Source organism: Methylocystis iwaonis (genome assembly GCF_027925385.1).
Lineage (GTDB): Bacteria > Pseudomonadota > Alphaproteobacteria > Rhizobiales > Beijerinckiaceae > Methylocystis > Methylocystis iwaonis.
Genome location: NZ_AP027142.1, coordinates 1,914,256 through 1,937,346 on the forward strand (window position 1 = coordinate 1,914,256; position 23,091 = coordinate 1,937,346).

Annotated in this window: 25 protein-coding genes; 12 read left to right on the forward strand and 13 right to left on the reverse strand. The window is 63.3% G+C overall.

What is annotated here, in order from left to right:
- Nucleotides 1-228: 228 nt before the first annotated feature.
- Nucleotides 229-648, forward strand: coding sequence for a type II toxin-antitoxin system VapC family toxin (locus QMG84_RS09185; protein ID WP_202071567.1), 420 nt, complete (start codon nucleotides 229-231; stop codon nucleotides 646-648).
- A 127-nt stretch (nucleotides 649-775) separates the two neighbouring features.
- Here QMG84_RS09185 and QMG84_RS09190 read toward each other — a convergent pair whose 3' ends face one another.
- Nucleotides 776-1,081, reverse strand: a complete 306-nt coding sequence (locus tag QMG84_RS09190) for a DUF2264 domain-containing protein (protein ID WP_281927418.1) — start codon at nucleotides 1,079-1,081, stop codon at nucleotides 776-778.
- A gap of 88 nt (nucleotides 1,082-1,169) precedes the next feature.
- On the opposite strand from QMG84_RS09190, the gene gatB reads away from it, so the two are divergent.
- Nucleotides 1,170-2,639: an Asp-tRNA(Asn)/Glu-tRNA(Gln) amidotransferase subunit GatB gene (gene gatB, locus QMG84_RS09195; protein WP_202072014.1), complete on the forward strand. Its 1,470-nt coding sequence runs from the start codon at nucleotides 1,170-1,172 to the stop codon at nucleotides 2,637-2,639.
- Nucleotides 2,640-3,272: 633 nt separating this feature from the next.
- Complete coding sequence (locus QMG84_RS09200) at nucleotides 3,273-3,617, forward strand: hypothetical protein (protein WP_202071569.1); 345 nt, start codon at nucleotides 3,273-3,275, stop codon at nucleotides 3,615-3,617.
- A 135-nt stretch (nucleotides 3,618-3,752) separates the two neighbouring features.
- Here the strand turns inward: QMG84_RS09200 and QMG84_RS09205 are convergent, their stop codons facing one another.
- Entirely contained in the window at nucleotides 3,753-4,223 is a 471-nt protein-coding gene (locus tag QMG84_RS09205) for a hypothetical protein (RefSeq protein WP_281927420.1), read from the reverse strand.
- Nucleotides 4,224-4,327: 104 nt separating this feature from the next.
- Here QMG84_RS09205 and hemB point away from each other — a divergent pair, with 104 nt between their 5' ends.
- Nucleotides 4,328-5,344 carry a porphobilinogen synthase gene (gene hemB, locus QMG84_RS09210; protein WP_281927421.1) on the forward strand — a complete coding sequence of 339 codons (1,017 nt, stop codon included), beginning with the start codon at nucleotides 4,328-4,330 and terminating at the stop codon, nucleotides 5,342-5,344.
- Nucleotides 5,345-5,347: 3 nt separating this feature from the next.
- On the opposite strand, the gene QMG84_RS09215 is transcribed toward hemB, so the two are convergent.
- On the reverse strand, nucleotides 5,348-5,791 hold the full coding sequence (locus tag QMG84_RS09215; RefSeq protein ID WP_202071572.1) for a PA2169 family four-helix-bundle protein: 444 nt from the start codon (nucleotides 5,789-5,791) through the stop codon (nucleotides 5,348-5,350).
- Between the two features lie 348 nt (nucleotides 5,792-6,139).
- Between QMG84_RS09215 and QMG84_RS09220 the strand changes: the two genes are divergently transcribed.
- Together QMG84_RS09220 and pyk are read left to right on the forward strand one after the other, a co-directional pair.
- Nucleotides 6,140-6,565, forward strand: a complete 426-nt coding sequence (locus QMG84_RS09220) for a DUF1036 domain-containing protein (RefSeq protein ID WP_202071573.1) — start codon at nucleotides 6,140-6,142, stop codon at nucleotides 6,563-6,565.
- 48 nt (nucleotides 6,566-6,613) lie between these two features.
- Entirely contained in the window at nucleotides 6,614-8,065 is a 1,452-nt protein-coding gene (pyk, locus tag QMG84_RS09225; RefSeq protein WP_202071574.1) for a pyruvate kinase, read from the forward strand.
- A 16-nt stretch (nucleotides 8,066-8,081) separates the two neighbouring features.
- Here pyk and QMG84_RS09230 read toward each other — a convergent pair whose 3' ends face one another.
- The gene (locus tag QMG84_RS09230; protein WP_281927424.1) at nucleotides 8,082-8,582 is read right to left on the reverse strand and encodes a GNAT family N-acetyltransferase; all 501 of its coding nucleotides are present in this window, start codon (nucleotides 8,580-8,582) and stop codon (nucleotides 8,082-8,084) included.
- Nucleotides 8,579-9,370, reverse strand: a complete 792-nt coding sequence (locus QMG84_RS09235) for an inositol monophosphatase family protein (RefSeq protein ID WP_281927425.1) — start codon at nucleotides 9,368-9,370, stop codon at nucleotides 8,579-8,581. The genes QMG84_RS09230 and QMG84_RS09235 overlap by 4 nt, the downstream gene beginning before the upstream one ends.
- 166 nt (nucleotides 9,371-9,536) lie before the next feature.
- Here QMG84_RS09235 and QMG84_RS09240 point away from each other — a divergent pair, with 166 nt between their 5' ends.
- Both QMG84_RS09240 and rcdA read left to right on the forward strand, forming a co-directional pair.
- Nucleotides 9,537-9,797 carry a hypothetical protein gene (locus tag QMG84_RS09240; RefSeq protein ID WP_281927426.1) on the forward strand — a complete coding sequence of 87 codons (261 nt, stop codon included), beginning with the start codon at nucleotides 9,537-9,539 and terminating at the stop codon, nucleotides 9,795-9,797.
- Between the two features lie 334 nt (nucleotides 9,798-10,131).
- Nucleotides 10,132-10,668 (forward strand): protease adaptor protein RcdA, encoded by a 537-nt coding sequence (gene rcdA / locus QMG84_RS09245; RefSeq protein ID WP_202071577.1) that lies wholly within the window; start codon nucleotides 10,132-10,134, stop codon nucleotides 10,666-10,668.
- 293 nt (nucleotides 10,669-10,961) lie between these two features.
- Here the strand turns inward: rcdA and rpmE are convergent, their stop codons facing one another.
- Nucleotides 10,962-11,192, reverse strand: a complete 231-nt coding sequence (gene rpmE / locus QMG84_RS09250) for a 50S ribosomal protein L31 (RefSeq protein ID WP_202071578.1) — start codon at nucleotides 11,190-11,192, stop codon at nucleotides 10,962-10,964.
- Between the two features lie 149 nt (nucleotides 11,193-11,341).
- A complete protein-coding gene (locus QMG84_RS09255) occupies nucleotides 11,342-12,412 on the reverse strand; it encodes a hypothetical protein (protein WP_202071579.1) in 1,071 nt (356 codons plus the stop codon).
- Between the two features lie 190 nt (nucleotides 12,413-12,602).
- Here QMG84_RS09255 and QMG84_RS09260 point away from each other — a divergent pair, with 190 nt between their 5' ends.
- A complete protein-coding gene (locus QMG84_RS09260) occupies nucleotides 12,603-13,649 on the forward strand; it encodes an SGNH/GDSL hydrolase family protein (RefSeq protein ID WP_281927427.1) in 1,047 nt (348 codons plus the stop codon).
- Between the two features lie 19 nt (nucleotides 13,650-13,668).
- Here QMG84_RS09260 and cpdR read toward each other — a convergent pair whose 3' ends face one another.
- Nucleotides 13,669-14,043 (reverse strand): cell cycle two-component system response regulator CpdR, encoded by a 375-nt coding sequence (gene cpdR, locus QMG84_RS09265; protein WP_281927429.1) that lies wholly within the window; start codon nucleotides 14,041-14,043, stop codon nucleotides 13,669-13,671.
- A gap of 168 nt (nucleotides 14,044-14,211) precedes the next feature.
- On the opposite strand from cpdR, the gene QMG84_RS09270 reads away from it, so the two are divergent.
- Together QMG84_RS09270 and hisN are read left to right on the forward strand one after the other, a co-directional pair.
- On the forward strand, nucleotides 14,212-15,171 hold the full coding sequence (locus QMG84_RS09270) for an N-formylglutamate amidohydrolase (RefSeq protein WP_281927431.1): 960 nt from the start codon (nucleotides 14,212-14,214) through the stop codon (nucleotides 15,169-15,171).
- Nucleotides 15,172-15,198: 27 nt separating this feature from the next.
- Nucleotides 15,199-16,002: a histidinol-phosphatase gene (hisN, locus tag QMG84_RS09275; RefSeq protein WP_281927432.1), complete on the forward strand. Its 804-nt coding sequence runs from the start codon at nucleotides 15,199-15,201 to the stop codon at nucleotides 16,000-16,002.
- 327 nt (nucleotides 16,003-16,329) lie between these two features.
- Here hisN and QMG84_RS09280 read toward each other — a convergent pair whose 3' ends face one another.
- The 4 genes from QMG84_RS09280 to QMG84_RS09295 all read right to left on the reverse strand — a co-directional run bounded on the left by QMG84_RS09280 (nucleotide 16,330) and on the right by QMG84_RS09295 (nucleotide 21,160).
- Nucleotides 16,330-17,274, reverse strand: coding sequence for an alpha/beta fold hydrolase (locus tag QMG84_RS09280; protein ID WP_281927434.1), 945 nt, complete (start codon nucleotides 17,272-17,274; stop codon nucleotides 16,330-16,332).
- A gap of 84 nt (nucleotides 17,275-17,358) precedes the next feature.
- Complete coding sequence (locus QMG84_RS09285; protein WP_281927435.1) at nucleotides 17,359-17,853, reverse strand: TlpA family protein disulfide reductase; 495 nt, start codon at nucleotides 17,851-17,853, stop codon at nucleotides 17,359-17,361.
- A 434-nt stretch (nucleotides 17,854-18,287) separates the two neighbouring features.
- Nucleotides 18,288-20,684 carry a TonB-dependent receptor gene (locus QMG84_RS09290; RefSeq protein ID WP_281927436.1) on the reverse strand — a complete coding sequence of 799 codons (2,397 nt, stop codon included), beginning with the start codon at nucleotides 20,682-20,684 and terminating at the stop codon, nucleotides 18,288-18,290.
- Nucleotides 20,685-20,749: 65 nt separating this feature from the next.
- Nucleotides 20,750-21,160 (reverse strand): hypothetical protein, encoded by a 411-nt coding sequence (locus tag QMG84_RS09295; protein WP_281927437.1) that lies wholly within the window; start codon nucleotides 21,158-21,160, stop codon nucleotides 20,750-20,752.
- Between the two features lie 239 nt (nucleotides 21,161-21,399).
- Between QMG84_RS09295 and QMG84_RS09300 the strand changes: the two genes are divergently transcribed.
- The gene (locus QMG84_RS09300; RefSeq protein ID WP_202071589.1) at nucleotides 21,400-21,864 is read left to right on the forward strand and encodes an Hsp20 family protein; all 465 of its coding nucleotides are present in this window, start codon (nucleotides 21,400-21,402) and stop codon (nucleotides 21,862-21,864) included.
- Nucleotides 21,865-21,936: 72 nt separating this feature from the next.
- Here QMG84_RS09300 and QMG84_RS09305 read toward each other — a convergent pair whose 3' ends face one another.
- Complete coding sequence (locus QMG84_RS09305; protein WP_281927440.1) at nucleotides 21,937-22,989, reverse strand: hypothetical protein; 1,053 nt, start codon at nucleotides 22,987-22,989, stop codon at nucleotides 21,937-21,939.
- Between the last annotated feature and the right edge of the window lie 102 nt (nucleotides 22,990-23,091).

Genomic DNA, 23,091 nt, shown 5'->3' on the forward strand with positions numbered 1-23,091 from the left:
AGACGATCTGAGACGAAAGCTCGAAGAAAGAGCGCGCGCCCACAGGCGCACTCTCGCCGACGAGGCTGAACGGCTTTTGGAGAGCGCTCTGGCGGAGGCAGAATCTTCAGAAGCGGAGCCCCGGCAGCGGCTCGGCGCACTCTTGGCTGGGTTGTTTCCCGTCAAATATCGCGGCGACGATTTTGTGTCTCTCCGCGACCCAACGGAGCGGCCGCCACCGTTTGTCGAATGATCCTGCTCGACACCAATATTGTCTCGGAGTTCATCAAGCCCACGCCGAACGCGCGCGTCGAGGCGTGGCTGGACTCCCGCCCCCTTGAACATTTCTTCCTTTGCACCCCCGTTTTGGCCGAGCTGCGTTACGGCGCGGCTTTATTGGCGGCGGGCAGGAGAAAAAAGGCCTTCGAAGAAAGCTTCGATCGCCTCGAACAGGAGATATTCCGAGGTCGGATCCTCGTTTTTGATCTACCCTCGGCCCATAGATATGGCGTGTTTCGCGCTGACCGGCAAAGGCGCGGGCGCTCATTTGCAGTGGTCGATATTATGATAGCCGCAATCGCCTCCGCTCACACAATGACGCTCGCGACTCGCAATACCAGCGATTTCGACGGCCTCGACGTCGCTTTGGTCGATCCCTTCACCGCCTGATTGCGCGTCTCTAGCGCGCTTTCTCATCGCTCGAACGGAATCATGCCAGTAATGAGAAAGCTCGGCAGATTCAAAAAGCGGAGCGCATTCTTTTCCAAAAGTCTGTCAACCTTTTCCGGAATGCGCTCTAGCCCTCCGTCGCAGGCGGCTCCTCTTTCCCTTGGCGCGGCGTCCGCTTGATCCGCACGAAGCCATTCTTGATCGACCATCTCAGAAGTCGCCGCGACAGCCTGTCCGCCGCGCGCCAATGCGGGGCCAAGATCGCCAGCCCCACCGGCGCCATCCAGAGGCCAAAGAATGGCAGCGGCGACAGCAATGTTCCGCCGATGATGAGGCCTGCGCCGACCGGCACGGCAATATGAGGCGGCGCGTCGCGAAAGCGGGCGATCAGGCCGTTTTTGCGGTTCGCAGGCTGCTCGTTGTTTTTCGCCATGCGCCAGTCTCCCATGTGCGCCTTCTCGCCCGTTCCGCTCGCGCGCGCCGTGGTCTATATGAAAGGCCAAAGGTCTAGTGAGGAAAATATGGCGACACAGGCGGCTCCTTCGAAGCTCATTAAAGGCGCGACCGGCGACTGGGAAGTGATCATCGGCATGGAAATCCATGCGCAGGTGACGAGCAAGGCCAAGCTCTTCTCGGGCGCCTCTGCGGAATATGGCGGCGCGCCGAACGACCACGTCTCCCTGGTCGACGCGGCCATGCCGGGCATGCTGCCCGTCATCAACGAGGAATGCGTCAAGCAGGCGGTCCGCACCGGGCTCGGCCTCGAGGCGCAGATCAATCATCGCTCGGTCTTCGACCGTAAGAATTATTTCTATCCAGATCTGCCGCAGGGCTACCAGATATCGCAGTTCAAGCATCCGATCGTCGGCGAGGGACAGGTCATTGTCGACGTGTCGCCGACCGAGCGCATCACCGTCGGCATCGAGCGCCTGCACCTCGAGCAGGACGCCGGCAAGTCGCTGCATGATCTCTCGCCCAGCGAAAGCCACGTCGATCTCAACCGCAGCGGCGTCGCCTTGATGGAGATCGTGTCGAAGCCCGATTTGCGTTCGGCCGAAGAAGCGCGCGCTTATGTGACCAAGCTGCGCGCGCTGCTGCGTTACATCGGCTCTTGCGACGGCAATATGGAGCAGGGATCGCTGCGCGCCGACGTCAATGTGTCGGTGCGCCGTCCCGGCGATCCGCTCGGCACGCGCTGCGAGATCAAGAACGTCAACTCCATTCGCTTCATCGGTCAGGCGATCGAGGTCGAGGCGCGCCGCCAGATCGGCATTCTCGAAGACGGCGGCAAGATCGATCAGGAGACGCGTCTCTTCGATCCCGGCAAGGGCGAGACGCGCTCCATGCGCTCCAAGGAAGAAGCGCATGACTATCGCTATTTCCCCGACCCCGATCTGCTGCCGCTCGAATTCGACCAGGCATTCGTCGATGCGCTGAAGGCGGAGCTGCCCGAGCTGCCCGACGCCAAGCGCGCGCGCTTTATCGAGCAGTATGGTTTGCCACCCTACGACGCCGGCGTGCTGGTGATGGAGAAGGCCAGCGCCGACTTCTTCGAGGAGACCGCAAAGGGTCGCGACGCCAAGCTCGCGGCGAACTGGGTCATCAACGAGCTCTTCGGCCGGCTCAACAAGGAAGGTCTCGACGTCACGCGTTCGCCCGTGTCGGCGCAGGCGCTCGGCGCCATCGTCGATTTGATTTCGAGCAATGTCATCTCGGGCAAGATCGCCAAGGACCTCTTCGAGATTGTCTGGACCGAAGGCGGCGATCCGAGCGAGATCGTCGAGACGCGCGGCATGAAGCAGGTGACCGATACGGGCGCCATCGAAGCCGCGATCGACGCCGTCATCGCCGCGAACCCCGATAAGGTCGAACAGGCGAAGGCAAAGCCAACCATGCTCGGCTGGTTCGTCGGACAGGTGATGAAACAGACCGGCGGCAAGGCGAATCCGCAAGCCGTGAACGATCTGCTGAAACAGAAATTGGGCATCTGAGCGACGCCCTTTTCGATCTGAATCGAATCACAATCGGCTTCGGCTTGCGCGATTTTTCATTTAGCGCACTGCCGAAGCCGATATTTTTTTGCTGTTGGGCGGCCTTCGCACAATTTTTTTTCGTTGTGTCGTTCAAGCGACAATGCATCTGATAACGCGACTCAGCCGTTGGCGAACGCGCCGAGTTCTGCGCTCCAAATCATTCGCCGCAGATCGCGTGCGATCCGCTGCGTCGATGTATTTCAGGAGCCGCTCGAGCGTTGCGCGCTGCCTTGACAAAATGCATCTCGACGCAAGCGACTTCGAAGAAAAACAAATAATTGAAATACATTAGCGTCTCGCTTTGTCGTCTTGGTTCGCCGTTGGATCGCTTGTCGCCTGCGTGCTGTGAAGCGCGAAAACGCGCGCGAATTTCGAATGCGACGACGTCGGCGAAAGCATTCAGATTGCGTTTCGATAAGACATCGGAAGCGCTCATCTTCATTGTCGATCATCCAATGCGGCGATGCGAAAGGCGTTGTAACGCTTACTTGTCCGGTGGCGCCACTTGAACCAGCAATTAACCACGTTACGCTAATTGCGCGTATTGTCGGTCGACCATAATTCCGGCAATTCGGATCAAGGGGACTTATTATGGCGAGAGCTACAACGAAGCGTAAGCCGGCCAAGAAGGCAGCGGCGAAGAAGGGTGCGCGCAAGGCCGCCACCAAGAAGGCGACAACCAAAAAACGCGCGACGAAGAAGACGGCCGCGAAGAAGGGCGCCCGCAAGACCGCCGTGAAGAAGACTGCTCGCAAGGCTGTCCGCAAGGTAGCGACGAAGAAGCGCGCCGCGACCAAGAAGGTGGCGACGAAAAAGCGCGCGACCAAGAAATCGACTGTCAAGAAGTCGACGGTCAAGAAGGCGGCCGCCAAGAAGCGCGCTCCCCGCAAGGTGAAGATCGCTCCGCCGGAAACGCCGACCGAAGGCGCCGCCTAAAGGCGTGTTCGTCATGCGCGATCGGAAGAGGGTCGCGCGTCACGAATGCGTTTTTTGCGCAAGATCGCAATCGCCCGGGCGCGCGTTTTATCGCGCGGCCCGGGCGAAGTTGTTTTTGCGGCCAGCTTTCGGCGCTCAGCGCGTCAGACATTCTGTCGCGAATTCGCGCCACAGCGGCTGAGCGGCGCGCGACGCGCGCTTGTGCTTTTCCCATTCCTCGGCGCAGATGCGCATGCGTTCGCGCGCGGCGCGCGGCAGCATGGGCGGCGGCGTCGACGTATCGACCGGCGGCAGCGGCGCCAATGGGGCGCCCGCATCGGCTGGCGGCGCCGCCGGCGGTTGCTTCACGACGCCTTGGGGCGTCGTGGGCGTCGACGGTTTCGCTGTTCCCGGTTTCGTCGCCGGCGACTTCTGTACGGCAGTCGCAGGCGCCTTGGGCTTCGCCGCCTGACTCTTCGGCTGACGGGGCGCAGCAGGCTGCGTGGGCTGCGTCTGCTGCGCAAATGCCGGCGCGGCTGCAAGGAGGCTGGCACCGAGAATGGCGCAACGAAAAATGGCGGCGGGACTGGTGGAGAGCGTTGGCCGGAGGCGTTCCACGGCGATCATTGCATGTTCCAATGCGCGCAAGGCTCACGCGCCATATCTGTCTATAGCGGAGTCGAATGGCGCCGTCCCGCGTGATAAGGCGTCCGCGACAAGAGGAGGCATGAATGACGGACAGGGAGATTTCTTCGACGCGGCTGCCGCTGGTTCAGCGACCCCGGCGCAATCGCAAAAGCGATTGGTCGCGCCGCCTCGTGCGCGAGACCACGCTCGACGCCTCCGATCTCATCTGGCCGATTTTCGTGATCGAAGGCGAGGGCCGGCGAGAACCCGTTTCTTCCATGCCCGGCGTTTTTCGGCAGTCGATCGATCTTGCCGCGCAGGCGGTCGCAGAGGCCGCCGCGCTCGGCGTGCCGGCGGTGGCGCTTTTTCCCAACACCGATCCGAAGCTGCGCGACGAGAAGGCGAGCGTCGCGCTCGATCCGAATAATCTCGTTTGCCGGGCCTGTCGCGCCATCAAGGAAACGGCGCCCGACATCGGCGTCATCACCGACGTCGCGCTCGATCCTTACACGAGTCACGGCCACGACGGGCTTCTCTCGGGCGACGAAATCCTCAACGACGAGACCGTCGCCGTGCTCGCGGCGCAAGCCGTGACGCAAGCGCGCGCCGGGGCGGACATCATCGCGCCTTCCGACATGATGGACGGGCGCGTCGGCGCCATCCGCTCGGCGCTCGACGCTGAAGGCTTTCAGAATGTACAGATCATGAGCTACGCCGCGAAATATGCCTCGGCGTTCTACGGACCGTTCCGCGACGCGATCGGCACCAACAAGACGTTGCGCGGCGACAAGCGCGCCTATCAGATGGACCCGGCCAATACCGACGAAGCGTTGCGCGAGGTGGCGCTCGATCTGGAGCAGGGCGCCGATATGGTGATGGTGAAGCCAGGCATGCCTTATCTCGACATCGTGCATCGCATCGCGGAGACCTTTCACACGCCGACCTTCGCGTATCAGGTCTCCGGCGAATATGCGATGATCATGGCCGCCGGGCAAAACGGCTGGCTCGACGAGGAGCGCGCGATGATGGAGAGCCTGCTCGCTTTCAAGCGCGCGGGCGCGGCTGGCGTGCTCACCTATTTCGCGCCGCGCGCGGCAGAGCTTTTGCGGGACGCGAAATGAGGATCAGGCGGCGCGATCGCGCAGATCGCGCACGCGGTCGTGGTTTTCCCGCACGCCGCGATATTGCCGATCGATGATTGCGTGCACGCGCGGCGGAAGCGGCTTGGCGACGGCGATCTCATACGCAGATTTGGCGACGTCTTCGCCGCGCTCGACCTCTTCCAGTATCGCTTTGTCGCTCCGCGCGGTGACGAAGGATTTGAGATTGGTCCAGAGTCGATGCAGCGCGCCCGTGATGGAGCTCGACTGCGCCGGCGTGCCGCCGAGCTGCGCGATCTCCGACTCGAGCTCGCGCGCGCCGGTCGCGCAGCGTTGGGCCGCGCTCTGGAAGACGGTTTTGAGCTGAGGGTCGCGCGCTTGCTCGGCCGCGGTGAGAAAGCCTTTCTCGCCGTCGCGGCTGATCTCGACGAGATTGTTGAGCGTCTGAATGACTTCTTTGTTTTCCATCGCGCGCCTCCTGCCGTTGGGTCTCGCGTGCGACGGAAACAAGAGGCGAGAGGCTTTGTTCCGGCGATCAGCGCGCCGCGCGCCGGGAGCCTCGATCGTCTCGCGCCAATCTCTGCATTCGCGCGCGCCGCTCCTCTGGCGAAGCCGATCAGCGTCTCGGGAGCCGCGCGCAGGCCAGGGCAGGGCGCGAACGGGGCGCCGTCGGGAAACCAGAGCGGTCCCGTCTGGTCGTCCGGGCGTTTCGGCGCCGAACGGGGTTGCCAAAGCCTGCCGCGCGTGGTTTGCCTGTTCGCCAAAGACGGCGCTTGATCGCCGTCATGCGCCAACCTCTCCGGTTCAGCCCCGACGATGATGAGACGCCTGCTGCTCCCCGTTGTTGCAATGGGCCTGGCCCAGACGGCGCCGGCGCGCGCCGATTTTCGCCTGTGCAACAACACGAATGTCAGGGTGAGCGTCGCAATTGCCTATACGGACGGGAAAAACTGGCTTTCGGAAGGCTGGTGGAACCTGAGGCCCACCATCTGCGAGACCCTGCTGCGCGGGCCCCTCGCCGCGCAATTTTACTATGTCTATGCGATGGACGAGCGCGGCGGCGAGTGGAAGGGCAAGGCCTTCATGTGCACCCGCGACCGCGAATTCCGAATCGACGGACGCGAGGATTGCTTCGCACGAGGTTTCGAGCGGACGGGTTTCTTCGAGATCGACACCGGACGAGACGCCAAAAGCTGGACGGTGCAGCTCACCGATCCAAACGCCGCGCCGTCCGCCCAATGACATAGAGCCGCGCTATAGCGGACACGACAAAAGGATTCAGGAACGAAAATGAGAAGGCTCAGGCGGACCAAGATCATCGCGACGCTCGGACCGGCGACGGTCGACAAGGCGGTCATCGCCGGTCTCGTGCGCGCGGGCGCCGACGTATTCCGCATCAACATGAGCCACACCGACCATGCGGCTCTCGCCAATTACGTCCGCGTCATCCGCGAGATCGAGGCGGAGATGTCGCAGGCGATCGGCATTCTGGTCGATCTCCAGGGCCCGAAGCTGCGCATCGGCGCTTTCGAGGAGGGCTCCGTCCATCTGCGTAAGGGCGACGTTTTCATCCTCGACTCCGACCCCACCCCCGGGGACGTCACGCGCGTGCGTCTGCCGCATCCTGAAATCCTCGCGGCGCTCAAAGTGGGCGACACCGTGCTGATCGACGACGGCCGCGTGCGGATGCATGTGGTCGAGGCTGCGCCGGACCGCGCCCACGCCGTTGTTGACGTCGCGGGCCGGCTCTCCAACCGCAAGGGCGTGAGCCTGCCCGATACCGAAATCCCGATCACCTCGATGACCACGAAGGACCGCGCCGATCTCGACGCGGCGCTGGAGCAGGGCATCGATTGGGTCGCCATCTCCTTCGTCCAGCGGGCGGAGGACGTGGTCGAGGTGAAGCGGATCACCAAGGGACGCGCCCTTGTGATGGCCAAGATCGAAAAGCCGCAGGCGATCCACCGCCTCGACGAGGTGATCGAGGTCTCCGACGCGCTGATGGTGGCGCGCGGCGATCTTGGCGTCGAGGTGCCGCTCGAGCGCGTGCCGGGGCTGCAAAAGCGCATCAACCGCTCGGCGCGCCGGCTCGGCAAGCCGGTCGTCATCGCGACCCAGATGCTGGAGTCGATGATCCTGTCGCCGCTGCCGACGCGCGCCGAGGTCTCGGATGTGGCCACGGCGGTCTTCGAGGGCGCCGACGCCGTGATGCTTTCGGCGGAGAGCGCCGCCGGCCAATATCCGCAGGACGCCGTCGCGACCATGAGCCGCATCGCGGAAGAGGTCGAGACGGATGCGGTGTTCCGCTCGATCATCAACGCTCAGCGCGGCGAGCTGGCCAATCCGACCTATGCCGACGCCATTGCCGTGGCGGCGCGCGACGTCGCGCAGACGCTGCACTCGAAGGCGATATGCGCCTGGACGTCGTCGGGCACGACAGCCCTGCGCATCGCCCGCGAACGTCCGCAATCGCCGATCCTGGCCCTGACGCCGAAGCGCGACACCGCGCGGCGGCTGGCGCTGGTCTGGGGCGTTCACGCGCTCGAGACGCGCGACGCCACGGACATCGAGGATATGGTGAAGCGCGCCTGCGAATATTCCAAGGGCGAGGGTTTCGGCGAGGACGGCGACCGCGTCATCATCGTCGCCGGCATGCCGTTCGGCTCACCCGGCGCGACCAATATGATTCGCATCGCGCATCTGGGCGAAGAGGCGGCGATCCCCGACGAGGACGCTCCCTGATCGGAAGAAGGGCCGCCTATTCCGCGGCCCGCCACTCCATCATGATCGTCTTGCGGCCTGAGAGCGTGTTGGCGCCGCGGCCGATCTCGGCGAAGCCGCGGCGCTCGTAGAAACGGATCGCGCGCATATTGTCCGCATTGACGTCGAGACGTATGACACCCTGCGACAGCGCGCGGGCGGCCGCCATCAGCGCGTCCGCATAGCCGTCGCCCTGATAGGCGGGACCAACGCAAATCTGGTCGAGCCAGCCGGTTTCGGGGTCGATCACGACAAATCCCGCGAGCGGCCCTCCGTCCTCAGCGAAAATGCAGAGGGTGGCGGCGCCCTTCGCCTCCAGCGCTGCGATTTGCTGCGTCAGCCAATCCCGCCGGGCGTCGAAATCGATCTCCGGATAGGCCGCGCGCCAAGAGGCGACCCAAAGATCGAGCATCTCAGCCAGATCGGCGTCCTCGCGACGGCGCAGGCGCGGCGCGGGCGGCGCGCAGGCCGCCGCGTCCGGACCCGGGCAGGCGCTCACGCCTTCCTCATCACGTCGAGAAGCTGGCGGTGGATCGCCTCGTTGCCGACGCAGATTTCGCCCTTGGTCAGCATGTCGGACCCGCCCGAGAGGTCGCTCACGAAGCCGCCGGCCTCGCGCACGAGCACAATGCCCGCCGCGACATCCCAGGAATTGATGCCGCGCTCCCAATAGCCATCGAAACGGCCGCAGGCGACATTGGCGAGATCCATGGCGGCGGCGCCCATGCGGCGGATATTGCCGATCTTGGCCATGCCGGCCGAAAGCTCCTTCTTGAAGGATTCATGGTCGCGCGCGCGGGCGAGGGGCGGGATGCCGCAGGCGACCATCGACTCCGCCAGAGACCGGCGCGCGGCGACGCGCATGCGCCGATTATTGAAATAGGCGCCCTGGCCCTTTTCGGCGACAAACATCTCGTCCGTCGCGGGATTATAGACCAGCCCGGCGACGAGCTGCCCGTCGCGCTCCAGAGCCACCGAGACGGCGAAGACGGGGACGCCGTGCAGGAAGTTCGACGTGCCGTCGAGCGGATCGATGTGCCAGGTGTGGCTTTTGTCCGAGCCTTCGACCGTCCCGCCTTCCTCCATGATGAAGCCATAGCCGGGGCGGGCCTTGGACAACTCCTCGAAAAGGGTCTTCTCGGCGCGCTTGTCGGCGGCGGAAACGAAGTCCCCCGGTCCCTTCACCGACACCTGGAGATTTTCGACTTCGCCGAAATCTCGCTTCAGGCCGCGGCCGGCCTTGATGGCGGCGGCGGTCATCACATTCATCAAAGCGGAGCGAATCATCGGAAGAAGCCTCGGGGCGCGCAGGGGGGAGCCACGACATGCCTTTCGCTGGTCCATACGTCAAGCATTTGCGAGGGATTAGCATGGGGGCTGGCAGGGTCTTAACTGTGTGTTAAGCATTTTAGTCAAATTCTTTACATAATCGCGTTTGAACGGAGCATCGCCGATGGCGAACATGGACGTCGATTTCGGAATGACGCGTCACGATCGGCCTCAGGCCATGATTGCGCTCTATCGTTCCGCGCTCCGCAGCCAGCCCCCGGCTTTTCGGCAGCCGAAAGCGACGCCGAAATATACGCGTATCGACGCCGGCCAATTTCTCCGGACGGTTGTTCTTCTCGCCCTCTGCTTTGGCGCTTTGCAGCTCCCGCGCGCCGAAAAGGCGCAGCACGAAAAGCTCGACGCCACTGCGTTTTTCATGCGCTAGCGCGTTCTCCGTTCGCAATCATGCGAGCGATGAGGACGTGCGCGGATTTATAAAGGCTGGAGCGCTTTCTCTCCGCAAAAGTCTATCAATTTTTGAGGAGAGAGTGCGCGCTACTCATTGCAAGTGATTGATTTATCGAAGGCGCCTCTCGCGTCGAACGAGCTTTGCCTATGGTGAATCCGGTGTAGCGCCGGGGCGCTTTTTATCGCCGTGGAATAGGCGTCACTGTTAAGGTTAAAAAACGCTTAAGCAAGCGCGTCTCTGTCAATTGAGCTAAGGTCCCATATATCGAATTTCGCCGGGGCTCGAAGACCGGCATGGGCGTGAGCGTATCATGGGTCGTGTAAGTGACAGTCGGGGTGAACAGAATCAGCCCGTATCCTTCGTCGAAAAGCTCGCGGGCTCCGAAGCTTTCGGCATGATGTTCAGAGAAGGCATGGGCCTCGTGGAAGAGGCGGCGGCCTATCTCGACGGCGCGGGCCGCGACGAAGCGAAAGAGCTGCCGCGCACCGAAGCGCTGGCCTATGCCGCCGAAAGCATGCGGCTGACGACCCGTTTGATGCAGATCGCCTCGTGGCTCCTCTTGCAGCGCGCGGTGAACCAAGGCGAACTCACCCGCAGCCAGGCGGCAAGCGACCGGCATCGCGTCAAGCTGCACCAGCAGGAGCTGGCGTCGGCGCCGGATGTCTTCCAGCGCCTCCCGCAGCGTCTGCGCGACCTCGCGCTGCATTCGCTGCGCCTGCAGGCCCGGATCATCCACCTCGATCAGTTGATTTACGCCGGCCCCGAGGCTGCGCCCGCCAATGCGACGCCCGCGCCAAGCCCGGTCCAGGAGCAACTGGCCAAGCTGCGCGACGCTTTCGCCCAATAGAGAAGCCGGCTCCGCCAGATCGACGTGGGGTCGACGCCCCTCGCGCTTCGAGACGGCTGCTGCGCAGCCTCCTCAGCATGAGGGGCTTCTGCATCTAGGCCAAACACTTAGGCCTCATCCTGAGGAGCGAGCGAAGCTCGCGTCTCGAAGGACGAGGCCGCCTCGGTAGGTTTGTCGAAATTCCGGCGGCGGGACGGCAGTCCCGCCGTTTTTATTTTTGGGATCAAAAGAAAAACGCCGGAGCGGCAGGGCGCTCCGGCGTTTGATCTGTCTAAATAGACGCAGGCAGAAGCTTACTTCTTGCCGAAGCTCAGGCCGCCGAAGCGCGAGTTGAAGCGGGAGAGACGGCCGCCGCGGTCGAGGAGCTGGGCCGAGCCGCCGGTCCAGGCCGGATGGGTCTTGGGATCGATGTCGAGATTCATCGTGTCCCCTTCCTTGCCCCAGGTCGAGCGCGTCAAATATTCGCTGCCGTCGGTCATCACCACCTTGATGGTGTGATAGTCGGGGTGGATTTCGTTTTTCATCGAACGCGTCCTTCCTGCGATTTGAAACGGTCACGACCCCGAGACGCCTGTCGGCGCGGGGCGGCCGGTCGAAGCTGACGATTTGGTGCGCTCATAGCGCAATGCTTGGTCGTCGGCAAGGTTTCCGGGCAAAAAAGCGGCGGCTCAACCTAGCTCCCGCCCTGCATGAGCATATCGGGGTCACTCAGGCTCTCGCCAATCGCTTCGTCGACATATTTAAAGAGCGCGAGATCGTCGGCGAGAAGGTCGTTCACGATGCCGATCTTTGCGAGAGATTCGGCCAAAGTCTTCACGCTCTGGAAAAAGACGGGCTCTTCGTCCCCGAAAATGTTCGCCCCGGCGGCGGCTGTCACGAGATCCTTGAAAAGCGGGAAGCGCTCGCGCGTGCCGACGACGTCGAAGTCCGCCAGGGCGTCGAGCGCTCGGGAAACATTGGCGTTCTTGGGCATTTCATCGACGTCGCAGCCAAAGACTTTGGTCATCGGGCTCATGAGCTCGCGGCGTTGTTGCTCGGTCGTGCCACGAAACGCGCTGGTCAGGGCCTTCTGATCGTTGAAGGGCAGGTTGGCGGCGAATTCGAGAAGGGACTTCACGCCGGTCGTATAGCCGGCGAAGGAGGAGTCGGCGCTTCCCTCCTTGACGAGGAAGTTCAGGAAATAAAGCCGCTCCGCCAGCTCCTCATGCGGCTCGCGCAGCAGGGCCATCCGCAGATAGCCCTTTTCTTTCAGAAGGTCGTTGTAGCGCAGCAGCAGGGATCGACCCGAGATGAAAATGGACTTGCAGAAGGGGTTGGCGATGAGCGCGATGGTCGTTTCGAGACCGTTGCGCTCGGAATTGAAGTAGCTGAGGCTGAATCGATTGTTGATTTCCTGCAGGATACGGCGCTGTGGAATGAGCGTGCAGTCGAACAGGAATATTTTGCGCTCGACGTGGTCCGGCTGAAACCGCCGGTAGATTGGCAGATGGTTGTCGCCTTCGATGATCTCGACCTCGGGCAGATGCGCGAGGTCGGGCACGATATCCGGGCCGATGGAGAAGCCGCATTGACCCGTCGAATGGAGGCCGAAGTCGCGGATGTCGGCTCTGAGCAAATTTGCCGAGATCTCGATGTCATCGCGTCCGGGGATCGAAATAATGAATTTCGGTATCTCCGACGGATTATCCGGCGCGAGCCAACCTACGATCTGATCACCGGTGTCGGCGTCAATAATAAAATGCATATTTGGGGCGTTCTGGCTGGCTATCAGGAAGCGTTGTCGGCGGCATCCGGGAGAAGATCGCGACGATTCCCGGCCAATCCCTGGTTTCGATGTCCTCTATCCGAGAAGCCCTTCTGACTCAAGTCTGGCGGGCCTCGACGCTTCACCATAAAGAGTGCGTCGGACATGGCCAGCGCACGGAGGCTAGACCTTGCGAATCATGATTCTCGGCGGCTCCAATTCCAGTCCGAAGCACGGCTGGGCGGCGGAGCTGGCGAAGATTGCGCCCGAGCATGTTTTCGACAACAAGTTCCTCGGGGCGGTCGGCTCGCTTTTCGGGCTCCTGCGCCTGCTCAAAATGGCGCGGGACGGCGATCCGAGGCCTGACGCGATCATTTTCGAATATACGCTGAACGACACTGTTTGGCTGGCGGGCGAGAGCCTCGATCCCCGGATCATCGCCGATACGCTCACCGACGTCCTGACCTTCTGCGCGCGCGAACGGATCGCGGTTTTGTTCCTCTGCCTTTGTCTGCGGCCCCACGAAGGGCAGGGCGAGGCTGAAGGATCGTTGTTCCTCGACAATATCTACAGGACTGCGGCGGAAAAGCGGGGCGCAGCCTGCCTCTTTCTCTCCGACATACTCGGCCATATCGATGCGAGTCAGTTTGTCGACCACAAGCATCTCGACGCCGCTTCTTTCGGCCGCGTTGCGCAAGCGGTCGCCGAGCGTCTGCGTGAGCCGATCCCGACGCCGCGGGGAGCGGCGCTCAACATGCGCTTTTGCTACGCCGATGCGACGCAGGCGTCGATTTCGGGGCCGGTCTCCCGTCTGCAACGCAGCGCAACCGTGTTCGAGGGGGCATTCGTTGAGATCGCCCGGGGCGGCGGATGCCAATGGAATATTCGCGGCCGCCTCGTCGCCGCTCTTCTGCGGTCGACCGAACAAAGCGGTTGCTATGCGATTAGGGCTGGCGATCGAACGATCCGCAAAAATGCCCAGTCGCTCGCGCGCGAGGCTGTGGAGAATCTGATTATTCTCCATTACGTCGCGCAAGCGCTCCCAGCGGGCGAAAGCGTCGTGTTCGACATGCCGGAATCGGAAGCGGCGTTGATGGGGCTTCCCGGCGATCTCACCTTGATGGAGGGGCCCGCGCATGTTCCTTTCGAGGAGCAGACGCTGGAGATCGCCGGAATCATGGTCTACCGGCCGCCATCTTTGTCGCGCCGGGTCTATGAAGCTCTTTTCGCGAGATGACGGCCGAGGAGTCCGCGCGTCAGGCGGCGAGCATGCGTTGAACCTCGGTCACGAGGTCGCGCAGATGGAAGGGCTTGGAGAGAATCTTCGCCTGCCGCGGGGCTTGATTGTCGGGGTTCAGCGCGACGGCGGCAAAGCCCGTGATGAACATGACCTTGATGTCGGGGTCGAGCTCCGTCGCGCGGCGGGCGAGCTCGATCCCGTCCATTTCCGGCATGACGATGTCGGTCAGCAGCAGCTCGAAAGGCTCGACCCGGAGCTGGTCATAGGCGGAGAGCCCATTATCGAAGGAGGTCACCGAAAAACCCGCCTGCTGTAGCGCCTTCACCAGGAAGCGACGCATGTCGTTGTCGTCTTCGGCGAGCAGGATCTTCGCCGTCGGGCTCTCGTTCATCTCAGTCCTCTCGAGGGGGTTTTTTCCATATGAACCCCAGCCTGTAAATATCGGGTGAAAACCCGGCCGCGTGAGGGTAACTTAGAAGGCTGGACGATAGAACCTTTCAAAGCTTGCGGCGCGCCATGGCGGCGCGCCAGGCGGGTCGGAGCGGGCCGGGACGATTCGATGGATGGCCGAAACTTAGCACAAGGGGAAGAGGGCGCGCGCGAAGAGTCGCCTCTCGACCCCGAGCTGTCGCCGCCTTTCCAGGTGATCGAGCCGGACGAACTCCTGTCGCCGCTCGTTTTCTCCTCTCCCCATTCCGGGCGGGTCTATCCTCAGCGCTTCCTCGACGCCGCAAGACTCGACGCCCTTTCCCTGCGCCGTTCCGAAGACGCCTATGTCGACGAATTATTCGAGTCGGCGCGGTCGGTCGGGGCTCCGATGCTGCGCGCGCTGTTTCCGCGCGCCTATCTCGATCTCAACCGCGAGCCCTATGAACTCGACCCGAAGCTGTTCGAGGGGCCTTTGCCGCAGTTCGCCAATACGCGCTCGCTCAGGGTCGCGGCGGGGCTCGGCACCGTTCCGCGGGTGGCGGCCGACGCTCGGGAAATCTACGCTGGCCGCATATCGCTCGATGAAGGCCTGCGGCGGATCGAAGCGCTCTATAAGCCCTATCACGCGGAGCTGCGCGCGCTTGTGGAGCGCGCCGCCCGCCGCTTCGGCGTCGCCATCGTCGTCGATTGCCACTCCATGCCATCCTCCGGCGCGCGCGGCGCGTCGCCGCTCGCCGGCGCGGAAAAGAAGCGGGTCGATTTCGTCATTGGCGATCGTTATGGCGCGAGCGTTGCGCCGAGCGTCGTCGACGGCGTCGAGGCGCGGCTTTCCGCGCGGGGCTACAATGTCCAACGCAACCGCCCCTATGCCGGCGGTTTCATCACCGAGCATTTCGGCCGCCCGCGCGCCGGCTGGCACGCGCTGCAGATCGAAGTCTCGCGCGGGCTTTACATGAATGAGGCGACTCTGGAAAAGAACGACCGCTTTGTGTCGGTCGCCGCCGACCTCGCAGAGGTCGTCGCCGGGCTTGCTCAAGATGTCGAACTGGGCGAATCCTTTGGCGGCCCGCGCAGGATGGCCGCAGAATAAACGCGGCCTCTCGTCGCTGGAGCATCTATGACAGTCGTCGATTTCGAAAAATTCGTGGAAGAGCTCGCCGACGTTTCCGGCGAGGCCGTCATGCCGTTCTTTCGCACGGCGATCGCCGCGGACGATAAAGCGCATGGCGGGGCGTTTGATCCGGTGACGGAGGCGGATCGCGCCGCCGAGATCGCGATGCGTCGGCTGATCGAGCGGACCTTCCCGAGTCACGGAATCATCGGCGAAGAATTCGGCTCGAAGAACCAGGACGCTGAATATGTCTGGGTGCTCGATCCGATCGACGGAACGAAGAGCTTTATCTCCGGCTTTCCGACATGGGGCACGCTCATCGGCCTCTCACATCGCGGGCGCCCCTGCTATGGCCTGATGCATCAGCCCTTCACGCGCGAGCGTTTCCACGGCGACGGCGAGGCCGCCTTCTGGCGCGGGCCGGCGCGCCATGGCAAGGCAGCGGAGGAGCGGCGCAAACTCGTCGTGCGCCCTTGCCCGACGCTCGCCCAGGCGACGCTGATGACAACCTCGCCGCTGCTCATCGAGCCGGCGCTGCGCGATAAATTCCACCGCGTGGAATCGCAAGTGCGCCTCTCGCGCTATGGCGGCGATTGCTACGCCTATTGCGCGCTCGCCGCCGGCCATGTCGATCTCGTGATCGAAGCGGGGCTCAATTCTTATGACATTGTCGCGCTTATCCCGATCGTCGAAGGGGCCGGGGGCGTCGTCACGACATGGGATGGCGGCGATCCGGCCAAAGGCGGCGCGATTGTCGCGGCGGGCGACAAGGCGCTGCACGAGGCGGCGATGAGGTTGCTTAGCCAGTAGGCGCGCGCTTGCGGGCGCCTCACATCGTACGCGTTGTCGACGCGGCGCGGGACATCACAAAAATCAAACGAGTTCCGCTCGATTGGTTCGGCGCCATCCCCGCCGCTCGCGCCATTTGGACCCCCATGGAATCACCGCCGTCATTGCGAGGAGGCGGAGCCGACGAAGCAATCCAGGGCCGCATCGCTGCCCTGGATTGCTTCGCTTCGCTCGCAATGACGGGTTCTGCGCAAAACCAGCGCTGTTGTGGCTCTGGATTCCCGGTCGGGCTTTCAGCCCGCCGGGAATGACACGCGTCCGATGCGAGCTGTTCGAACGGAAATGGTGTCAGATGGCTCCCGACCCCGGAATAAACGCGTCGAACGCCCGCCAAAACTGCCCGCGCAACTCATCGCGCTCCATCAAAATCTCGTGCTTGGCGCCTGCGATGGTGAGCAGCGCGCCCGTGTCGAGATTTTGCGTGAAGCGCTCCATGGCGGCGTTCGATACGATTTTCTCTCGCCCGGCCTCGAAAATCAGCGTCGGCGTGCGAATGGCGCGCGCGAATTCCGGCGCCTCGAAACGCTTCATCAGGCGGAAGGCGGCGTTGACCCAGCCGATCGTCGGATCGCCGATGACGAGCTGCGGCGCCGCCGCGATAATGCGCGCATTGCGGGCGAAGCGGACTGGATCGGTCGTGAGCTTGTTTCCCTCGAAGGCTAATTCGAGATAGTTGCGCCCGCCGCCGAAAGGGATGAACTGGGCGCCGAGGCCGAGCATATCGAGCGTATCGGCGAGCCATCGCGCGCCGCGCGGGAAAGGCAGATTGGCGAGGTCGACCATTGGCGCGATGAGCGCCATGCGCTCGAAAGGCGGGCGGGAGGAATGCGCGAGATCGAGCATGATGGCGCCGCCCATCGAATGGGCGAGCGCGAACCAGGGCTGCGGCCGGGGGCTCAGCACTTCTGCGACAAAGACGTCGAGGTCGCGCTGATATTGCGAGAAATCGTCGACATGGCCTTTGCGCGGATCGGCGAGTTCGCGTTCCGAGCCCGCCTGTCCGCGCCAATCCAGTGCGACGACGTCGAAGCCCCGCTTGCGCAGATTCTCTATCGTCTCGAAATATTTCTCGATGAACTCGTTGTGTCCCTGGAAAACGGCGACCGTGCCGCGCGCCGTCGTCGGGCAGGGGAAGATCGCGGCGCGCAGGCGTCTGCCATCATAGGCCTTCAACTGCTGAACGATGGCGCCGTCGGGAATGGGATTATCTGACGTCGCGACCAGCTCGAGCATGTGTCCTCCATGGCGATGGCGGCCCGAATCCAACGGCGCGACCATAGTGCATTTTCGCGCGGCGCCGGAACAGGCGGAAAGCTGTCACATCGAGCAGAGCGCCGCGAGCCGGTCAGGCTCCGCAAAGTTCATCTTGCCTGTCACAATGGCGGAGACGGCGCCGGAGGCGTCGAGGAAATAATGCAGGGGCGTCGCCACGCCGCCCGCTTTGGTCTCGCCGTAGAAGGCGCGCGCGGCCTTCGCCTTGGCGAGGTCGGTTTTGCTCGAATCGCCGACGCGGTAGATTTGCCAGGGCAGACCGTAGCTCTTGAACTTCGCGAGGTCCTTGGGGAAGTCCTTTGCGATCGCCGAAACGACGACGATGTTCCAGCGTTGCGGACAGGCTTTGGCAATTGCCTTGTAGCCGGAGACCTCCCCGAGGCAATTGGGACACCAATAGGCCCAAAGGGAAACAAGCGTCGGTTTGCCATTCGCCATGAGCGCGCGCAGATCGAGCGGGGCGCCTTTTTCGTCGACGAGCGCGACCTCCCGCAAGGAGGCTTTCATCTCCGCCTCTGTCACCGAGCGTTCGACCTGCATGCCAAGGAGCTCCGCGCGGGCAAAAGTGGCGGCGCAGGCAAAAATAAGAAAGAACGCAATCCGGAATATCATTGGCCGCTTCCGTAACGAAAGGGCGACGCTTTCGCGCCGCTCAGATTGCCGACAAAGTGGCGGTGATGCCCCTCGTGCTTCGAGACGCCTGCTGCGCAGGCTCCTCAGCATGAGGAGCTTCTGCAACTTCGCCAAACACTTAGGTCTCATCCTGAGGAGCGAGCGACGCTCGCGTCTCGAAGGACGAGGCCGCCTCGGAGGTTTGTCAACGAACTGAGCAACGCTTTTGCGTCGCAGCAGCCACAGAATGAGGGGCTTCTGCATCTGCGTCAAACCCCGGAGAGATGTGAGGACTTCGTCTCTCGATATGCGGCGTAACAGCGCCAAAAAATTGGGGCGGCGCTTTCGCGCCGCCCCCGTTCTCAGAACTTCACCGTCATCCCGGCCACGAAATTACGGCCCATGCCCGGGACAGGCCCGTAATTAGCCGCGTTGTTCGTGACCTTGGCCAAAGTGAAATAGCTTCCCCCGAGCGGCGAGAAATATTTCTGGTCGAAGACATTCTCTAACCCGAGGTCGAAACGCACATTGCCCCACTCATAGGCCGTGCGCAGATTGAGCAAGGCGTAGCCGCCGGTCTTCAGCTCATTGCGCGCAACGGAGATATGCGTCTTGCTGTCGACGAGTTGCAGCTCCACCACATTCGACCAACCGCCCAGGCGATGCTCGATGGCGCCGCGCGCGTTGAGCGGCATGATGTGATAAAGGCCATCGCCCTTGCGCGCATTCTTCGCCAGCATATAGCAATTGAAGCCCGAGAGGCCGCAGGCCGTGTAATCCGGCATTTCGAAGTCACGGCCGAAGACGTAGTTGATGTTTCCGGACGCGAAGAACTGCCCGTATTCCGGCGTCTCCCACAATTTCACGCGGCCCGAGATGTCGAAACCATAAATCTGGGCCTTGTGATTGCGGAACTGCAGCACAGGAAAGACGAGGCCCGCAGGGCCGGTCGTGTTGCCGTAGCGCTCGGCGGTGATGAAGTTTTCGATATAGGTGTAATAGGGATTGGCGCGCGCTTCCCAATTGCCTCTCGGGTCCTTCCATTCGGCGGTGACGCCGAACGTGTGGGCGACCTCGGGCTTGAGGTCCATATTGCCGGTGTAGCCGTTGAGGTCGCCGAACCAATTGTTCATCGTGGTCCCCATCGCCACCGGCCAGGCGTAACGCTCATAGAGGCTGGGTGAGCGGGTCTTGCGCGAATAGCCCACCTCATAGGCGCTCGTTTCGTCGCGCTGGTAACGGGCCTTCGCCACCATGTCGAAGTTCACGTCGGTGCGCGAACGGTTGCGGCTGTTGAAAATGCCGGCCGTGATGGCGTCCGGGTTATTCATATACATGGGCATGCCCATCATCATGCCCATCGGAATGCGCGCGCGCGGATCGTAGGGCGAGACATTGCCCGTATCCATCCACACGACGTCGTTTCGCACGCCGAGCAAGGTCGACCATTGCGGCGTCCAATTGGCTTCCCATTCGGCGAAATGACCGACGCGGTTGCGATCGCCGTTGTTGATGTTCCAGAAGGTGAGGGGGCCCATCATCATCGAGCGGTAGATGGGCTCCCACCAATCGTTCAGCCGGAAGCCGTGATATTCGCTGCCGAGCCGCAGAAGGTCGCGGCCGGAAAGCTGCGTGAAGGGGATTTCCGTCTTGATCGAATAGCCGAAATCCTTGCCGATCGTGTTCATCGGCATGTTCGACGGCTGCTTGTCCTGCAGGAAGCCCATCGTATGCGCGACATAGTGATAGAAGGCGCGCGCGTCGACCGCGCCCCAATCATATGCGCCCTGATATTTGGCGTCCGCGGTATAGGCGCGGTTGCCGGTCATATCCATGCGCTGATTGGGGAAGCCCTGATAGGGAATGTTCTCGATGGCGCCGCGCAGCGAGAACAGGTGCCCGTTGTTCTGATAGGCCGCCGTGACCGAATGCTGCTCGGAGATGAAGTTGGTCGACAGCACCTTCCTGCCGTCGCCGCCCTGATGATAATCCGTCGCGCGCGACCAGGCGCCGTTGTAGAGCACGCTCCAATGCTCATTGGCGACATTCGCCGTGCCCGAGACGGTGATGCCATTGTTGTTGGTGCGGAAGAAGGCCGAGATGGCGCCCGTGGCGAGGATTTCGTTCTGGGCGCCAAAGCGCAGGCCCTGGCCGCGGAAAGGCAAAAAGGGCGGATAGGGCGAGCCGAGCAGGAACGGGCCCGTGGGTTCCACGACCCCCGGGGCGGCGGCGGCGCTTGGCGCGAAGGCCGGCTGCCGCGGCGTCACGAGAATGGAGCCGCCGATCGAATCGCCGCCTTTGCTCACCGGCATGACGCCGGAGTGCACTTCAATATTCTGGACGTTATTCGGATCGATATAAGAGAGCGGCGGATTCATATGGTTGGCGCAGGCCGAGGTCGCCTCGACGCCGCCAACGAGGATCTTCAGCCGATCGTCGGCCATGCCGTGAATGACCGGCAATCGGGAGACGCCGCCCGCTTCGTACCAATTCACGCCCGGCGCATTTTGGAGGAGCTGCACTGTGTCGGCGGCGGCCGGCAGCTCATTGGCGATCTCGCGCGGACCGATCACGGTCGCGTCCTGCAGCTTGTCGGGCTGGGCGACAACCGTGTTGGGCCGCGGCGCGGCGGCGGCGGCGCCGCGGCTGGCCGCGCCCACCGTAATTGCGGGTAGGGGCGTTTGCGCTTGGGCGTAGCCGAACCAGGCAAGAGCGATCGCGCCGGCGGATGCGCCGCGCGCCAAGACAAGACGTGACATGGGACAAATTTCTCCTGATCCGCCGGATGACGGCGGTTAGACTGGATTCGCGTTGGCTGGTTCCGTCAGGAGAAAAGCGGCGGCGCGCGCGCGGGATGGGCTGCACGCCGCCGCGCGTGAGGCGTCGCAACGCCGCTGGGCAAGAAGAAGACGAGCCGGCTCGTAATGGCGGGCGCGACTTGAGCGGACGGGCGCGCGTCGATCGCTGAAAAGACGCAGGCCAGACACGCGCTGCAATCATGGTCAGCGCTTGTCCCCGGCAGATGCGGCGCGCCCGCGCCCAGCGCGACGCCGGGACGCTGGCACTCCGCAGCGGCCATTGCCGAGCCGTGCCCGGAGCCGCCGCGCATCCACTGCGGGGAGCCAGCCTGCACGACAAGGAACAGCGTCATCGCCAGCGCGAGCGCGTGACGCGCCCAGCCGGCAATGACGACGCCGCTCCTATTCGCGCGGGAAATGTGGCCTCGAATCCGCATGTCGCGGATTTATGCTAAGGCGTTCGTGGCTTAGCTAGCGACTTAGGTCATATAAGAGTCGTATTTGCTTCAACTGTGTCTTTTCGGCAACCCTATTTTCGGCCAGCAACAAAAAGCCGGCCCTTGAACTCCCTCGAGCCGCTTCCCAAATCGAATTCAGCGCGGGCCGCACTGGACGCGCGAATAGGCGCGGCGCGATACGCAGCGCGCCGCATGTCGCTTCATACGGAGGATATGTCATGCGTCACTTCGATCTTTCGCCCCTCTATCGCCAGACCGTGGGCTTCGATCGTCTCTTCAATCTTCTCGACCAGGGCGGCGGCGTCGACGGCGCGTCGACCTATCCGCCTTATAATATCGAGCGCACCGGCGAGAACGCCTACCGCGTCACGCTGGCGGTTGCCGGCTTCTCCCGCGAGGAGCTGACGATCGAGACCAAGGAAAATACGCTGTCGATCAAAGGCTCCAAGGATCAGACTCCGCCCGCCCAGGGTCGTGAGATGCTGCATCAAGGGATCGCCGCCCGCGCCTTCGAGCGACGGTTCCAGCTCGCCGACCATGTGGTCGTGACGGGCGCGAGCCTGGTCAACGGCCTGCTGCATGTCGACCTGGTGCGGGAAATCCCCGAGACGCAGAAACCGCGTCGCATCGAGATCGGCGGCAGCGCTCCGACCGCCAAGGTTGTCGAGTCCAAGGCCGCGTAAGGCCGTTCGTCGATCGGTCCTGCAGAGGCGCCCGCTCGGGCGCCTCTTTTATTTTGCCGGGGCGCGATACTCTTACGGCGTTTTCTGTGGCGTCTTGGCGCTGGGCGCCGCATGAGCCGTGGCGGTCGTCGGCGCCGATGGGGTGACGGCGGCGGCGCCTTCGGTCGCCTTCGGCGGGACGATGGCGCGATGCGAGGCGGCGGTCGAGCGCGCGGCGACAGCGCGCGGCGCCGGCGCCTTTGCCGCTGCGGTCGGAGATTTGGCGGGGTCGGCGAGCGGCCCCGGCTGCGGCGGCTTGACGGCCTCCGCCTTGGTTTCGACCGGCTTTTGCGCCGGAGCCGGTTTTGCTGGGGCAGGAGCCGCCTCAGGCGGCGTGGCCGCAGCCGGTTTTTGCGCCTCCGCCGGCTTAGGGGCCTCCTTGGCGGCTTCTGGCCCCTTGGGCGGTTCCGTTGGCTTGGCCGGTTCGGCGGGCTTCGCAATCTCGGCCGGCTTCGCCCATTCGATCGGCTTTTGCGTTTCGGCGGGTTTGGCGGTCGGAGTCGGTAGTGCGACTGCCGGCGGTGTGGGTGTGGGACGCGCCGCGCCGCTGGCGGGCCGCTGCGTCTGTTGGGCGGCGGGCGCCTCCGGGGCGGGCTGCGGCAGGCGCATAATGCGCCCATTCCCGCGCCCTTCGTCGAGCGGCGCTCGGTTTTTGCCGATCTCCTTGACGACCGGGTGGGAGCCCCCAAGCTGCGGAACGAATCCGTTATCGTCCGGGCGAGGACGCTCGGCGGCCGGCGGCGGGCCAATCCGCATGGCGTGGAGGATCGCGCCCTCGTAAGGATCGATGAAAAAGCGCGTCTCGCCTTCGCGGCGGCTTACGCCCGTGGCGACGATCTGATCGCCGCGCCGGCCAAGTGGCCCTACGAGCTGGAAACCCTCGCGGGCGAGGATGCGCGCCACGGCGCCGCGCGAGGCGAAGCGCGGTTCGCCGAAATCCTCGTCGTCAGGCGGCGGCTGATAGCTCCAGCTATAGGCGAAAGGGCGGAAGAAGAACTGCGCCGTCGCGGCGTCGGCGCCGAACCCGCAGGCCAGCGCGAGCCCGAGGGCAAGAGGGGTTCCCCATTTCGGCCGGGTAGAAGACATGCACACTTTTCCTTAAACCGTCGCCCCCTCACGCTTACCATCTTCTCCGGGATTGCGGCGAGCCTTGGACGCGCAACATTAATTGCCGGTAAGAACGGCGCT